Annotated in this window: 14 protein-coding genes; all 14 read left to right on the top strand. The window is 38.3% G+C overall.

Annotation, left to right across the window (positions count from 1 at the left end):
• The first annotated feature begins 28 nt into the window (after window positions 1–28).
• On the top strand, window positions 29–649 hold the full coding sequence (locus BTHERMOSOX_RS01380) for a hypothetical protein (protein WP_138118668.1): 621 nt from the start codon (window positions 29–31) through the stop codon (window positions 647–649).
• Entirely contained in the window at window positions 633–2,051 is a 1,419-nt protein-coding gene (traN, locus tag BTHERMOSOX_RS01375; protein ID WP_138118666.1) for a conjugal transfer protein TraN, read from the top strand. Before BTHERMOSOX_RS01380 ends, traN begins: the two co-directional genes overlap by 17 nt.
• Complete coding sequence (locus tag BTHERMOSOX_RS01370) at window positions 2,048–2,647, top strand: hypothetical protein (protein ID WP_138118664.1); 600 nt, start codon at window positions 2,048–2,050, stop codon at window positions 2,645–2,647. Before traN ends, BTHERMOSOX_RS01370 begins: the two co-directional genes overlap by 4 nt.
• Window positions 2,647–3,630, top strand: coding sequence for a TraU family protein (locus tag BTHERMOSOX_RS01365; RefSeq protein ID WP_138118662.1), 984 nt, complete (start codon window positions 2,647–2,649; stop codon window positions 3,628–3,630). The genes BTHERMOSOX_RS01370 and BTHERMOSOX_RS01365 overlap by 1 nt, the downstream gene beginning before the upstream one ends.
• A 21-nt stretch (window positions 3,631–3,651) precedes the next feature.
• Window positions 3,652–4,188 carry a DUF2726 domain-containing protein gene (locus tag BTHERMOSOX_RS01360; RefSeq protein WP_138118660.1) on the top strand — a complete coding sequence of 179 codons (537 nt, stop codon included), beginning with the start codon at window positions 3,652–3,654 and terminating at the stop codon, window positions 4,186–4,188.
• Between the two features lie 5 nt (window positions 4,189–4,193).
• On the top strand, window positions 4,194–5,015 hold the full coding sequence (locus BTHERMOSOX_RS01355) for a type-F conjugative transfer system pilin assembly protein TrbC (RefSeq protein WP_138118658.1): 822 nt from the start codon (window positions 4,194–4,196) through the stop codon (window positions 5,013–5,015).
• Window positions 5,016–5,175: 160 nt separating this feature from the next.
• Window positions 5,176–5,613, top strand: a complete 438-nt coding sequence (locus tag BTHERMOSOX_RS01350) for a single-stranded DNA-binding protein (protein ID WP_138118656.1) — start codon at window positions 5,176–5,178, stop codon at window positions 5,611–5,613.
• The gene (gene traF / locus BTHERMOSOX_RS01345) at window positions 5,591–6,442 is read left to right on the top strand and encodes a conjugal transfer protein TraF (protein ID WP_138118654.1); all 852 of its coding nucleotides are present in this window, start codon (window positions 5,591–5,593) and stop codon (window positions 6,440–6,442) included. Before BTHERMOSOX_RS01350 ends, traF begins: the two co-directional genes overlap by 23 nt.
• Entirely contained in the window at window positions 6,439–6,711 is a 273-nt protein-coding gene (locus tag BTHERMOSOX_RS01340) for a hypothetical protein (RefSeq protein ID WP_138118652.1), read from the top strand. Before traF ends, BTHERMOSOX_RS01340 begins: the two co-directional genes overlap by 4 nt.
• On the top strand, window positions 6,704–8,731 hold the full coding sequence (gene traD, locus BTHERMOSOX_RS01335; RefSeq protein WP_171004615.1) for a type IV conjugative transfer system coupling protein TraD: 2,028 nt from the start codon (window positions 6,704–6,706) through the stop codon (window positions 8,729–8,731). The genes BTHERMOSOX_RS01340 and traD overlap by 8 nt, the downstream gene beginning before the upstream one ends.
• The gene (gene mobF / locus BTHERMOSOX_RS01330; protein ID WP_138118648.1) at window positions 8,731–11,886 is read left to right on the top strand and encodes a MobF family relaxase; all 3,156 of its coding nucleotides are present in this window, start codon (window positions 8,731–8,733) and stop codon (window positions 11,884–11,886) included. Before traD ends, mobF begins: the two co-directional genes overlap by 1 nt.
• Window positions 11,883–12,524 carry a hypothetical protein gene (locus BTHERMOSOX_RS01325; RefSeq protein WP_138118646.1) on the top strand — a complete coding sequence of 214 codons (642 nt, stop codon included), beginning with the start codon at window positions 11,883–11,885 and terminating at the stop codon, window positions 12,522–12,524. Before mobF ends, BTHERMOSOX_RS01325 begins: the two co-directional genes overlap by 4 nt.
• A 13-nt stretch (window positions 12,525–12,537) precedes the next feature.
• Entirely contained in the window at window positions 12,538–13,884 is a 1,347-nt protein-coding gene (locus BTHERMOSOX_RS01320) for a conjugal transfer protein TraH (RefSeq protein WP_138118644.1), read from the top strand.
• A gap of 12 nt (window positions 13,885–13,896) precedes the next feature.
• Window positions 13,897–15,124 (top strand): conjugal transfer protein TraG N-terminal domain-containing protein (locus tag BTHERMOSOX_RS01315; protein WP_138118642.1); only part of this gene is annotated, 1,228 nt, incomplete at its 3' end.

The raw sequence follows: 15,124 nt of genomic DNA, 5'->3' as shown, positions 1-15,124 counted from the left end.
AAGGCAATTTAACAACAGGTAAAAAACAATGAAAAACAAAAGTACAAAAATAACACTATCAGCAATCGCACTAAGTGCACTTCTTTTACAAGGTTGTGCTGGCGAAATTTTGAGGGTAACAGGGGAAGATATTGCTAGAACCATTATTAGTGATGTTGGCGCGGATAAAATCAGAACGTGGTTTTCAGACGATGATTTTGGTTTGATTGATGACGGCTTGGTAGGTAAAAAATCTATCTATGTTAGTTTTAATATGGATCATGACAATCAAGGATTGGCCAATATTATGGGCGAGGCAAGATCTAAACAGATATGTGACTCTTTTAAAGAAGATACTCAGACTTTAAAGATCCAGTATGACTGCTATGTTGTTGCTAATAAGGATAGCGACAAACAAGGAACAAAGATTAATTACGCAAATCCTAAAGCAGATGGCATCTTGTTAAAAGTTGAACCATATACTAGTGGTGGGTTAGCTAATGAGGGGCTATTTACAGGTAGTACATACCAAATAACTTATACAGACTTATTAACAAATAAAGTTGATGTATCTACTTCGCCTGAGTTTTTTAAAATAAGCCAAGTTGTTAAATACTCAACTGAATATTTAACACGTTTGGCACAACAAGCAAATGAGTCGAAACTTTAAAAAATCTTTATTTTTTATTATTGGAGTTATTTGGTTAATTCCAATAAACACACTCGCAAGTAATTTTGTCTGCGGACAAGACCTAGATGGTAATGGTGTGCTAGATAGCTCAGGCGAAACTTCAAGTTGCACTCAAATTGGATCGGAGCAGTTTTGTTCGATTGGTGCGATAAATTGTAATATCAAATATCAATGTGATATTAATAATGAGAAGTATGAGTCTTATGCTTCATGTTCTTTTGGTTGTGGCGGCTCAACATCGACAGAATTAAGTCGTCAATGGCAATCCACTTTTGTATATTATCGTCAAGAACATTGGCGTTCTGATCTACGAGATACATGGGAGCTATATATCAATCTTAATAATCTTCCTTTTGTTCGAGAGTCTGGCAACGGTACCCCACCAAACTTTGTTATTGTTGATGGCACCACCTATGTAAAAAAAGAAATTTGGGAAAGAGTTCGAAGAAATCCATATGATATGGATAGATATGGAGTTGAGATGATTAGCAATTCTATTGGAATCTGTACTGAAAATTCTCCAGCATGCCCTATAGCAGGAAACTCTTGCATCAATAACAACGGCATACAACAATGCTCACCAAACAAATGTATTGATCTGGATACAACACCTGCTGAAGAGGTTACTCCGCCGTCAGTAGTAACACTTGATGATGGCAATCGAACGGCACAAGGCGCTTGTACGGATCAAGCATTAATGTTCAGTGGTCGAAACCTGTCTTGTAAAAAATCAGGACTGACTAAAAACTGCTGTAAAGATACAGACGTAGTTTTTAATGACTCAATGGGTAGTCTTGCAAGCTCTATTGTGAGAGATCAGGCAATGAAAGCAACACAGCAGATGGTGTTGGCCGCTTATGCAGAATACTCCTCATTGATAGCCTCTGGCGCTGGTGCAGAATTGGCAGCAACAGGCGCTTCTTGGGCGGCTGAAGGCGCTATTAGTAGTTTTGGTGTAGATCCTACTACTATCGCTATTTCTATTGCAATAAGTGTTGTGACAGAGTTTGTAGCCTGCGGTCAGCAAGATACTGAAGCTGCCATATTAAAAGGCTCAGGATATTGCCATTTTGTAGGCACTTATTGCTCAAAAAAATGGCCATCGGTTGGCTGTGTTGTTAAATCCGAATCCCACTGTTGTTTTAATTCAAAGCTGGGTCGTATTATTCAAGAGCAAGGCAGAGAGCAAATGGGTATGGATTGGGGTAGTGCCGAGTCACCATCTTGTGGTGGGTTTACACCTGATCAGTTCCAATCATTAGATTTTAGCCGTATCGATATGAGTGAGTACTATGGAGATATTCAAGCTAAAAGCACATCACTCATCCAGCAAAACATTACTCAAGGTGTCGAGGATTATTATAGGCAGATACAGAAATGACTAAATTAATCAAATACTATAAAAACATAAATATTATTATATTATTGCTTGTATGCACTGCCACACAAGCAGTTAATCTTGCCAAAGGACAGACTTTTGATATTGTTGAGCCTAACTTATTAGCTGAAATTAAGAAAAAAGCTAACCAAGTCAATTGGCAAGAGCTGCAAAAAGACATGAAGTTTACTCAAGAGGTTGTGCGTCTGCCAATTTCCAAAGAGGATGGCTCATATTATCACACACCAATTACGTTATTGCCGTTTGAGGTTAAAGATAAAAATGGCAAAATTTTATATCCAAAAGGATTTAAATTTAACCCACTCAAATATACCACCATGCCTAATCAACTCATTGTATTGGGCTCACCTCGTCATCTGCAAACGGTATCTAGCTCCTCCTCTTTGGTTAGTGCAGATGACACCTTATTAATTGTCAATATGGATGCTAGAGCATTCATCAAGCAAACAGGAAAGCGTGCTTTTTTATTAACTAAAGATGCCATCAAGAGATTAGGCGTTAAGACAGTGCCTGCAATCATTAGTCAAGAAGGTGATAAGTTTTTAATTCAAACATTCGCACCAAGGAGTGATTTGTAATGAAAACCTATTTTAATATTTGTATTATTATATTACTAGCCACGTTCGGCTCCAAGGCTTATGCAGGTAGTTGTTCTGATAGTTTCTTATCTATTCCAACCGAAGTTAATTGGCAATGTATTTTTCCAATATCAATTGGTGGCGTTGTTGAAATGGGTGACGGACAAAGTCTGGGTGATGAAGGTATTGGTGATTCTATTTGCGTTTGTGGCAGCTCTAATCCAACAATCGGTATTAGCGTGTCATTTTGGGAGCCTGCACGAGTAATCGACACTGTAAGAGATGCATGGTGTATGAATGCTATTGGTACACAACTCTCTAATCCATCTCCAGGAATGAGTAACGGCACTCAATCCATTGGTGGCAATGGCTCGCGTGAACAACTATTTGCACAAATGCACTATTACAAGTTTCCAGTATGGGCAATTCTTGACATGTTTACCGACTTGCCTTGCCAAGAAGATACTCAGTTTGACATAGCTATGATGAGTGAATTGTTGCCAAATTGGAACGACCCTGTATTAGCATTACTACTCAATCCTGAGGCTTTAGTGTTTGGCAATCCTGTGGCTCAATTAGCCTGTGCCGCTGATTCTGTAGCAGCTGCAACAGGTAGTCCAATTAATCATCTATTTTGGTGTATGGGATCGTGGGGCAATGCCTATCCATTTACAGGAACCATTGGCGCAACTGATCGTGTTCAAGCTAACGCAGGTATCGCTGCAAGAAGTATTTACATGATGGGACGAACTGGATTATTACTTGACCCTGGTGTTGATGCTTGCGGTAGTGTTTATACACCTATTTGGAAAAAAGACCACTATAAATTACAACTCATGCGACCAGTAAAGGACGATGCTTGTCGTCCTATTGGTATGACAGGAATTGGTTGGACTCAAGGTAAAAACAAAATCATTGGTGGCGGTAATTATTCGTGGATGGTGTTTAGGAAGGTTAAGTGTTGTGTTGGATATTCATTTTAATAGCTAGGAGAGGATAAGTTTATGTTTGAATTATTTAAAGAAATGCACATCATTTGGGTAGCGACACTGATTGTCGTTATTGCTATTATGTTGTTTTCATCAGGGTTTGTTCAAGCTGGCAATACTTATCAATATCAAAAACAACAGGCAATCTTTACAAAAGCAGAAATCAATCTATTAAAGGTTTTAGAGCAAGTTGTAATTAATCCTAATTTAGCCATTTATGGAAAAATAAGAGTTGCCGATATTCTAAAGCCAGCAATTCAGAAAAATTCCAATCGTAAAAAATGGTGGTCTGCATTTTCGAAAATAAGTCAAAAACATGTAGATCTTGTCATTGTCGATAAACATGATTATTCAGTGGTGTCTGTGATTGAGCTTAATGACAAATCACACAATCGCAAAGATAGACAGGATAGGGATAAATTTATTCGTAAAGCCTACGCTTCAGCCAATATTGAACTTGTTGAGATCAAAGCCACACGTCATTATTTTGTAAGTGATCTATTAGGGCAATTTAGTGAAACTACACAACGAAAATTACAAGGCAATAATTAAATTAAATGAAAATATATTTTAATATAAGTATTATTATATTATTGCTATCAAGCACAGTGATGGCCACTGGTATCACTCTGCCTGAAATCAGCAATGAGATGAGAGAGCTGGCAAAACAAGCCGTCTCAAAATCAAGGATTGAAGCGCTTAATATTAAACTGCCTACGATTGACCAAGTAACAAAAAATAAAGCCAAACAACTGTCTCAAGTATTAGAACATCGAGCACAAAAAAATCATGTGGCGGTGGACGAGCTGCTTAATAAAACCGTTCGTAATAGTGCTTGGAAATTTAAACAATCGCAACTCATTAAAGGTTTGAATAAAACACTAGAGGTTGACGATCAAGTTAAACCAAGTGTTTCAGGACACCGCCTGTATTTATTTGTCTCGTCATCTATACCAAAAACAAAAATGCGACAGTATGCTAAAGATCTTGTTAAATATCCTAACGCACAGATGGTTATGCGTGGTTTTATTGGTGGTGCCAAAAAGATGCAACCAACCATGGCCTATATTAAATCAATCATCGTCAAGAATGAAAGCTGTATAAATATCAGCTGTAAAAATTACAACACAAAAATTAATATTGATCCAGTGCTGTTTAATCGCTACGGCATTAATAAAGTACCAACACTTGTATATGTGGATGAGTTAAGTGGCGGCGGTTATTGTTCTGAAGGTAATACTGATATTGTCAATGCACAAGGTGTTCATAGATTTACAGGGCTTGCGCCCCTTAAGTACATGATTCGAGAATTGGCTGAAGCCACCAAACTTACAAAACTTGAGCAGTTGTATCAAAGCAATTATGAATCTAATAATTAATAGCAAGGAGTAAAAAAATGACATTATGTAGTAATTTAAATTGTAATAAAAACCAACAATGCGGACGCACACGTCGTGAGTATTTTGGCTCCATATTGCAAGTATTAAGAACATTTAATCCAAGTATTGATCAATGTTTTATTAAAAGGAGAATAACAAAATGAATAGAGTAACTTTAATCGGACACCTAGGTGCTGATACACAGCTTAAATATTCATCATCAGGCGAAGCAATAGCCAATCTTAATATTGCTACTAATGAGCATTATCGAGACAAAGGCGGTAATAAACAAACCACTACCCAATGGCATCGCGTGGTGATTTTTGGCAAGCTGGCTGAGATTGCCTCTAAGCATTTAACCAAAGGATCTCATGTTTTGGTTGAAGGCAAACTAACAACGCGCAAATACTTTGATACTAAAGACAATGTTGATCGTTGGATTGGTGAGGTTGTTGTATCTGGCTATCAAGGCATACTGCAAATGCTGGATAAAAAAGATGACCAGGTGCAAACACAACCGCAAGATCCCAAGCTAACAGTGCCAGAATCAAACATAAGTAACACTAGCATGGAAGATGACGATGACTTGCCATTTTAACAACCGTCTTAAGTTCTCTAATATTAGTGCCACTTTATTGTTACTAATAAGTGCTAATACAATAGCTGTTAATTACGATTCAGAAACAGGCAAGCGAGGCTATTGGAATGATGAGGTTCAGCCTATCAAACCTGTTGAGACAATAGTATTACCTAAGGCACCTAAAGCACCCAGCTCACTGCCATCAACCGAAGTATTGATGAAACTACATCCTGATCAAATTAAAGTACTTTTGGTTCAGTGGCGTAAACACGCCGTTCATACGCTAGCACCAAAAGATGTGTCTGAAGCATTACGCATTCAAGATGTTGCCAGAAAAAAATCAGCCGCATACGCCGCAGTAGTAGGACTGGTTAACCAAATGAATCCTAACCTATCTTTAGCAGATGAGCTGCCAATTACCAATGCAGGCAAGCAATCACAATTTAACCAACGCGCACGCGCAATGGATGATTATATTGGTAAGTCTGCTAGAAGTTATGGGTTGTTATATTTCACATCAAAAACCTGTGAATATTGTCGTGTTCAAGATGCAGTATTAAGTCAATTTTTAAACCAATTTAACTATGAAATTAAAACTGTTGAGTTGAGCAAAAATCCAATGCTTGCACTGAAGTTTAACGTCAAGCAAACACCCAGTGTTATCCTGGTTAATCAGCGCACTAAAAAATGGATTCCTGTCGCATTTGGCGCCACTTCATTGCCAGCCTTTAAAGAGAGTGTTTATCGCGGCGTGCGCTATATTCAAAAAGAAATCACTCCAGCCCAATTCTTTACTAATGAGCGTGATATTGGCACAGGCATGGATCCTACCAACAAACAACAATGACAACATTAACAGAAAAAATTACAATCAGATTAACGCTTGATGAGATTCGAGCTGTAGAGGCGCTTGCCGAAAAAAAGACTGTTGCAAGGACTATTATATTGAGAGAGTTGATTAATCAAGGATTAGACACTAAAGCCAATTTATCTTTGGATTTAGCCGTTGAAAGCATGATGATTTTACGAAGTTTAGTTGGTTCAGAAGAGGACTATGTAAAGATTAAACAGGCGGCAGATCATTACAAACAAACTCATGGAATTGATAATGAGTAAGCGTCATTCAAACATTAAGAACTGGCTTCGAGGTGGACAGATTGTTGATCATAACATTCGCATGTTTAAACAAATTGCCAAACGTGTTGCTTTGGTCTCGTTAACAGTGTCAATAATATATGTGTTGTTTTATGTTGTTAGCAATACCAACGTTTCTCAACGTAAATTGGCACTCAATTATTACTACTCAAGCTTTATGGTTGAAATAGTGCCTGAGAGCATAAATCATGTCAACTACAACAACCGTGATTTTAAGTTTAAACACGCTCAAGTGGTTAGCTCTAAGAACTTCATTCAAGCCAGTAAACAGTTTGAATCAATCACTGTTATTGCACTGATTCAAGCGTTAATACTCAATGTGTTAATCTATTTTTTAATCAGTAGCTATATTCGTCGTCGAGGCAAGATAGAGCAGTCTGATAAGTTTATGCGTGGTGGTGCCATACTGGACAACAAAGCCTTTAAAAAACACCTTAAGAAAAAACACCTCAATAAAGACTTAGCACTAGGTGTTGTGCCAACGATCAAAGATACTGAAACTATCCACTTTGAAATTTCTGGCGCTCCTGGCACGGGTAAATCACAAACACTAAAATCACTGATTGGAGATATTAGATCTCGGGGTGATAGAGCGATTATTTATTCATCATCAACTGAGTTTATTACTGATTTTTATGATGAGTCAACAGACGTTATTTTAAATCCGTTGGATGATAGATCTCCTAATTGGAGTATTTGGAATGAAGTGCAAGAGGTTTATCATTATGACGATATTGCCGCTTCACTTATCCCAGAAGCTGAAGGCGGTGTCAATGATCCTTTTTGGACGCAGGCTGCACGATCTTTATTTGCAAATGTTGCTCGAAAACTCAAAGAGAGTGGTAATTATTCTACTAAACTATTGTTTGATAAGCTTTTAAGCTCATCTTTGGGAGAAGTTGCAAAGTTAGTTAAAGATACTGAATCGGCTATTCTTTTTTCTGATGGTGCTCAAAAAACAGCGCTAAGTGTTAGGGCCACATTGTCATCTTATTTATCAAGTTTTAAGTTTTTAACCAATCAGAAAGGAGACTTTAGTATTCGTAATTGGGTTAAAAATGAAGACAATAATCAAGGCTTTGTATTCATCACCTCAATTGCTGATCAGCATGAAGTAATAAGGCCTCTGATTAGTTGTTGGGTTGATACATTTGCCTCAAGTCTAATGAACCTTGGCGAGGATCGCGCTAGAAGGATATGGTTGATTATTGATGAGCTTCCTAGTTTGCAAAAGCTTAAATCTTTAGAAAAAATTCTTGCTGAATCACGTAAATATGGCGGTTGTGTGGTACTAGGATATCAAAGCTATTCCAAAGTCGAAGCAATATATGGCGATAAAGGCGCTAAAACACTCTCTGATCTCACTGCCAGTAAAATATTTTTTAGATCTAACGATCAATATAATGCGCAACACGCTTCAGACCAGCTAGGGCGTGAAGAGATTAAAACTGCCAGTGAAAACATCTCTATGGGCGCACACACCATGCGTGACTCTGTTTCTATCACTGAAACTGAGAAACTAAGAGAATTGGTACTACCGACCCAAATCCTTAATCTTGAAAACCTGCACGGTTTTTATCGCCTGCCAGGTGATTATCCTGTGGTGAGTTTTAAACAGTCTTTGTTTAAATCAACTAAACAGCAAGTACCTGGCTTTATTGCTAGCACCAAAACTGATCACCTTTACATGCTCGAAGGCAGTACTCAGGAGGGTGATGCAACACAAGAAAGTTCGAGTGCTGATTTGCATTTGTTTGATGAAGCCAATTTAGAAGAGATTCCATCGCACGTTACTGAGCAGATTCCAACTGAAGAAAAACTGACAAATACTAGCGCCCAACAAGACTTGGGACTTGACGCTAGTAAAAAACCAGATATTGGCAAAGGTAAGCCTAATCAAGATACAGACACAAGTGCAGGCTCTAAGGCAAAAATCAAACCCACCATGAACGCTAATATCATGCTTGGCAAGGGAGGCTAATGTTATCAATTGCTAAAATATCCACTTCAGGCTCAGGCTATCTTGCTCGTGATAACTATTACGTTAAAGGTGAAGAGGATGCAGGCCAATGGTTTGGTAAAGGCGCTAAACAACTCGGCCTTGAAGGCGGTGTTGATAATGATAAGTTTGATGCGATGCTTAAAGGTAGGTTTGGTGAAGTTGAGCTGGGTCGTATGAAAGACGGCAAACTTGAGCATCATCCTGGCTGGGATCACACTTTTAGTGCGCCCAAATCAGTCTCACTTTTAGCGCTAGTGGCCAAAGATACACGCCTGGTTGAAGCGCACGATAAAGCGGTTGATTTTGCGCTTAACTATCTTGAAAATAACCTTATTGGCTCTCGCTTTAGAATGGGTGACAAGATCGAGTTCCAGCAAACTAATAATATGATCGCCGCTAAATATCGCCATGACATCTCACGTGAAAAAGACCCGCAACTGCACACTCATGCTGCTGTTCTTAATGCAACGCTAGGGCATAACGGCGCACTTAGATCGTTAGACTCTCCAGTGTTGTACGAGCACAAAATGCTCATGGGTGCCATGTATCAATCACACCTTGCTAATCAAGTTAAAGAATTAGGCTTTGAAGTAGAGCTAAATGACAATGGTACATTTGATATTAAAGGCGTTGATAAGGATATTATTGATCAGGCTAGCAAGCGCAGACAAGCCATTGTTGAAGATATGAAGCTTAAAGGTGTAAGTGGTGCTTTGGCTGCACAATATTCATCACTGGCCACACGCCCGCAAAAAGAAGAGCTCTCGCATCATGAAAAACAAACATTATGGAAAGAGGACTTTGGAGATAAGGCGATTGACGAGATGGTTAAACTTTCAAAAGAAGTTGTAAAACAAACACCGCACACATCTGAACAAATAAAACAAAGAGAGTTGGTGGCAGCCGAATCTGTTGGTAGTGCAATTCGTCACCTGTCAGAAAATGAAGCGGTATTTAAAACCATTGATATTGCACGCGAGGCAATTGTCAGCTCATTGGGTGATACTGATCCTCATCTAATCAAAAATGCTATTGATGACAAGGTTAAACAAGGTGAGTTGCTGCACGCCAAAACCGCTGAGGTTATGATCTTGGACAATAAGCCAAAATCCATCGATAAAAGAGCCTACACCACACCTGAACTCATACAACAAGAAAAACTAACCCTTAAGATCATGCGTGAAGGAAGACAGCGCGTTGAGTCAATCATTACAAACGATACCAGTCTAAAGCGTGAAAACATATTTACTAAGGGCCAGCTTAATGCTGCTAAAGCAATCCTAACAACCAAAGATAGATTTATCAATGTTAATGGCCTAGCAGGTACTGGCAAAACCTTTATGTTAGAAGAGGTTAAAGAACAAGCAGACAAGCATAACTACAAAATTATTGGCATGGCGCCCAGTGGCTCGGCTGCAAATATTTTGCAAAATGAAACTGGTGTTAAGTCACAAACACTGCAAAGTTTTTTAAAACAAGGCTTGATTGAACTTAACCAATCAAAATCAAATAACCATGCAAAAGACACTCAACTCGAACAAAACACGCCTGAAGTAAAACAAAAAGAAATTTGGCTGGTGGATGAGTCAAGTTTCATCTCCACCAAACAAGCTTTAGCCATCACTAAATTGGCAACCAAACGTGATGCACAAGTAGTTTTATTAGGCGACTCTAAGCAATTATCAGGCATTGAAGCGGGTAAGCCATTTACCATTAGCCAAGATAAAAAATACGGTCTGCAGACGGTTGAAATGAATGAGATTATCAGGCAAAAAAATATTGAACTTAAGCAGGCGGTTTACTCGGCCACTAAGGGCGATGTTACTGGTGCGTTTGAGAAGATCAATAAAAATATTATTGAAGTCAAGGATAAACACGGACAGGACGAGCCCGTATTAAGGCGTGAAATCATGGCCAATACTTATCTATCAATGGGTAGTAAAGAGCAAGACAAAACTCTAATTTTAGTGCCTGCCAATGAGGATCGAGACTCAATTAACAATCACGTTAGAGATGGGTTTATTGAAGAAGGCATATTGGGCAAAAAAACTATTCAAGCAACTAATCTGATTAATAAAAATCTAACTATTGAAGCCAAAACCAAATCCTTTAACTATTTAAAAAACAACATTGTTCGCTTTAATAGAAACTATAAGAAATTAGGTATTGATAAAGGTAGCTACCTAAAAATTAAATCCATTAATCATGACTCTAACCAACTAACTTTATTAAGTCCAAAAGGCAAGGATATTATCTGGAACCCTAAAGAGATTGCCTCGAGTGGTGTTGAGCTATACACTGAGCAAAAGCGCGAACTGCGCGAAGGTGAAACCCTATTTTGGCGACGTGCCAAATCCAGCAAAGATAACAGCGATACTCGTAGAACCAATGAGAAGCTAAAAATCTTAAAGATTAACGAGCTCTCTAAAAGCGTTAAGTATGTTGATACCGCTACGGGTGATATTAAAACCATGAACCTCAAAGATTTTAGTAACAAACATTGGGAATATGCTTATTGTCTAACCGCTCACCAGGCACAAGGACAAACAGCTGATAAGGTATTGATTAACCTTGAGTCTTGGCGCTCAGAGCTGTCTAACCAGCAAGCTTTTTATGTAGAGATTTCACGTGCCAAACATGAAGCCATTATCTTTACCGATGACAAAGACAAAATACAAAGACAGCTGCTCACTAACACGGGAGAGAAGTCATCCTCTATGGAGCAGGTAACAGATAGTAGATTATTAAAAATTGACGACATTCTAGCTAAACAACAAGGTCATGCAACCAGTGATGAAGCTAGGCAAATACAACAAGCACAACTTAGAGACAAGGCTGATGATTACATTAAAGTGCTAGATCCTGAGCAAGCTAAAAAACTCGAGTCAGAGTTTAGAAAAACCCAGTCACCAACCATGCTTAACATGTACGACAAAACCACCAATGTAAAAATGAAGCAAAACTACCAGGATCAAATTAGGATTCATGTAGAGAAAAATAGGCTGAATGTTAAGACTAAGGATCTAACGCTTGAGCAAGGACAAACTACGTCTAGTAAAGACCAAACAATGAACACAGCTAACATTAAAGAATTAGAGCGCGAGCAATCAAAACCTGTGGAGCTAGAAAGATGATGTTTGCTGATAAGTCGAACAATAGACTATTTACTGAGTTTATGCTTATTTTGTTCTTGCTAATGCTGGTGGGTAACATTTATCTCTTTAATGTTGAAAAAGAGGCTGCTATGGAATATAAGTATTTATTGTCGGCTGTTGCTACGCTTGGATCAATTGCCTTTGTTGGTATGTTATATGCTTATTTGTTATTTGGAATTGTAGATTATATAAAAAGAATTTTATTCGCTAACATTATAAAAACAAAATTAAAACAAGGTATTGGTTATCAGCATGTAGCCAAGCTTGCTAAGTTGCGTTATTTGGATAATGAACAACTAGAGAGAATTCTTTATAGATTGCTTGTTATATGTGACGATGAAGAAGAGATGCAAACGGTTAATGGCTATATTGAACAACACAAAAAACAACTTCAATTTATTGATTTTGATAAGAGTTTGTCTAATGCAATTCAAACACTTTCTAAAATTGACGATAGTAATCGATCTACTCAAACATTATGGCAAGTGCTGATATATGAAACACAAGCAATGTCAAAAATACATAACAAGAAGCTTAAGCGCCAACAGTACCTAACGTTAATTGGATTTGGTTTTGCTCTAGCAGGCTTTATTGAAGGCGTAATTAAATTATTTTAAAAGGATAAATATCATGAATAACAAATACTATATTAATATATATATTATTATATTATCTCTATCAGTCAATGTTAATGCAGGTTGGATGGACGATTGGGTAGATCAATCAACCAGCTCGGGTCCGAGTTATTTTGAAGGGCAAAAGCGTGGTTATTTTAATGGCGGTAGTTATTCAGCGCGTTATCGCCAAAGTAATGAGTATTTATTTAGCGTTTCTAAGCCACGACTAAAAAGCGGTTGTGGTGGTATTGATTTATTCCTGGGTGGTGTGAGCTTCATGGATCCAGAGTATCTCATGCAAAAACTCCAGCGTGCGATTCAAATGGCACCTGCTGTGGCATTTGACTTAGCTTTAAAAACTATGGCTCCTGAAATCTCTTCAACTGTTAAAGAATTCGAGGCACTCATTAACGATCTTAATGATATGCAAATATCTGAGTGTGCAATTGCCAAAGAAGCGGTAAGCGCTGCTCAAGGTAAATTTGAGGGCGAATCAGGCGGTCTTAGTGAAATTTATTCATTATTTGATTCAAAACTCTCGGCTGATAATTCTGGTGCTAAAAACTACACCAACTCAAAAGAGCAACAACGCGCTAATGATGGCAAGACAATTAACGAACAAAAAGATAGTGTTAAAGGCTGTTCAGCAAAATTTAAATCGATATTTACCACTAATGGCTCTGTGCTAAAGCATGTTGCTGATAGTAAAGGTTTAGGGCAATACGCTGATTATATGCGTGCCTATCTAGGTGACGTTATTATTGGTTATAGTGATAAGCAGTTCACCAGTCGTATGATCGGAGCCTGTGAAAATCAAGACGTTACCAAGATTGATGATATTATTTTGGGGCAAGGGAAAATTAAACCTGTTAGTGGCAGTTGCACTACTGCTGGCGATAGAGCGTTATTAACCACAGTTGAAACCCACTTAACCTCAATTGCACAAAAAATGAAAACCAAATCATCACCTTCAGCGAATGAATTGAAATTCTTAAACGCCTTACCTTTTAATATTTTTAATGCTCTTAGATATGCTATTGATGAAGGCATTCAAGACTCATTTATTGCGACTTATAAAGATATTATTGCGCGAATGATGGCATATGCCATAGTTGAAGATCTAATCAGTTCAATATATGAGTTAACGCGTGTTGCCAGTGCGCAAGCCTCGCAAGGTAATAATGGTGCTAGCACATCAAGCTGTGAGGTTGTGGTAGTTACTCCCGTGCTACTCAAAGTTGAAAAGCTTAAGCAAAATGCTTTACTGTTGCAAGGCGCTATCCGTAAGGCACGCTCTGAGCTAACTAAGGAAGTTAATAACACTATTCAATTTAATAAGCATTTTACTACCTCTAAATAACACAACAACATTATGAAAAAACTACTAGCCTTAATTTGCCTTTCAATGATCACCACCAGTGTACTGGCCATAGATATGGAATATTACGCGCCAGGTGGCATGCCTACCATTGCAAATGCTTTTAAGCGCCTGGCATTAATTTTTAGTGATTCAGATTACAGGATGTTCTTCGGTGCTACCGCTGCACTAGGCATGTTAATCGCATTATCAAATGGATTCTTAATTAAACCATTGACTGAAGGAATTGGCAGCTCTAGGCCACAATCTTTTATCATTCCACCTATTATCGGTGCAGTATTGTTGTCATCATTTTTTGCTACGGCAACGATTCATGTTTATGATCCTGTTAAAAACAAAACTGAATCGGTACCAGGTGTGCCACAAGCCATTGTTTTAATCGCAGGTATGACTAACATCATTGAGCGAAAAATGGTTGAAATCACCGATACCGCTAGTGCTTACCCATATTCTAAAAATGCAGGCGGCGTTAATTTTGAAATGTTCTTGTCAGCCGTCAAAGCAGGTAAAAACTCTAAGAAAAGATACCTCAAAGAAGACATTCGTACCTATACTAAAGAATGTGGATCACTTAGTATGGCAGTACCAAGCCTTGGTCTTACCAACGAGCAAGAACTTCGCACTGGTGTTAATTCTCCTTCTGGTGTATTGACAGAGTGGGTTCACCTTGGTTGGTGGCTAAATATGCGTGGCACTAATGGCCAATACACTAATATGACTTGCACTGAAGCTTGGAACAATGTACTTAAGCCACAATTAGTACTATCTAATTTTAATGCTGAGGTAGATGAACTTTGTAAGCAAGCGCAATACGACATTACCGATTCAGCCCAAAAACAAGCTTGTTACAATTTAACGGGACAGGGCAACAAACTATTTGGCAGCAGCTCAACTTCTGCACCTAATCTAGTGAGAGAGTCTTTAGTGGCCAGCTCAATTTTGCAAGAGTTGAATGAATCTGATCCAAGTGCTGCCACTGAATCACTTATTGGTCGTCAACTTACCTTACAAGGTATGGGTGCTATTGCCGCTGAACAATCCACTTTATCAGCTAATAAGTCAATCATGACCGCTATTATCCTTGGATTAATACCGTTTTTAACCTTATTCCTAGTCACTTCACTATGGAGTAAAGCTTTAAAGTTTATGGTGGGTTCCATGCTCTGGCTAACCACCTGGGGCATTATGAGTGCCGTTGCTCACGCAGGGGTGATGGATGCAG

This window comes from Bathymodiolus heckerae thiotrophic gill symbiont (assembly GCF_900128515.1).
Classification (GTDB): Bacteria; Pseudomonadota; Gammaproteobacteria; order PS1; family Pseudothioglobaceae; genus Thioglobus_A.
This window is presented reverse-complemented; position numbering and strand designations above follow the sequence as displayed.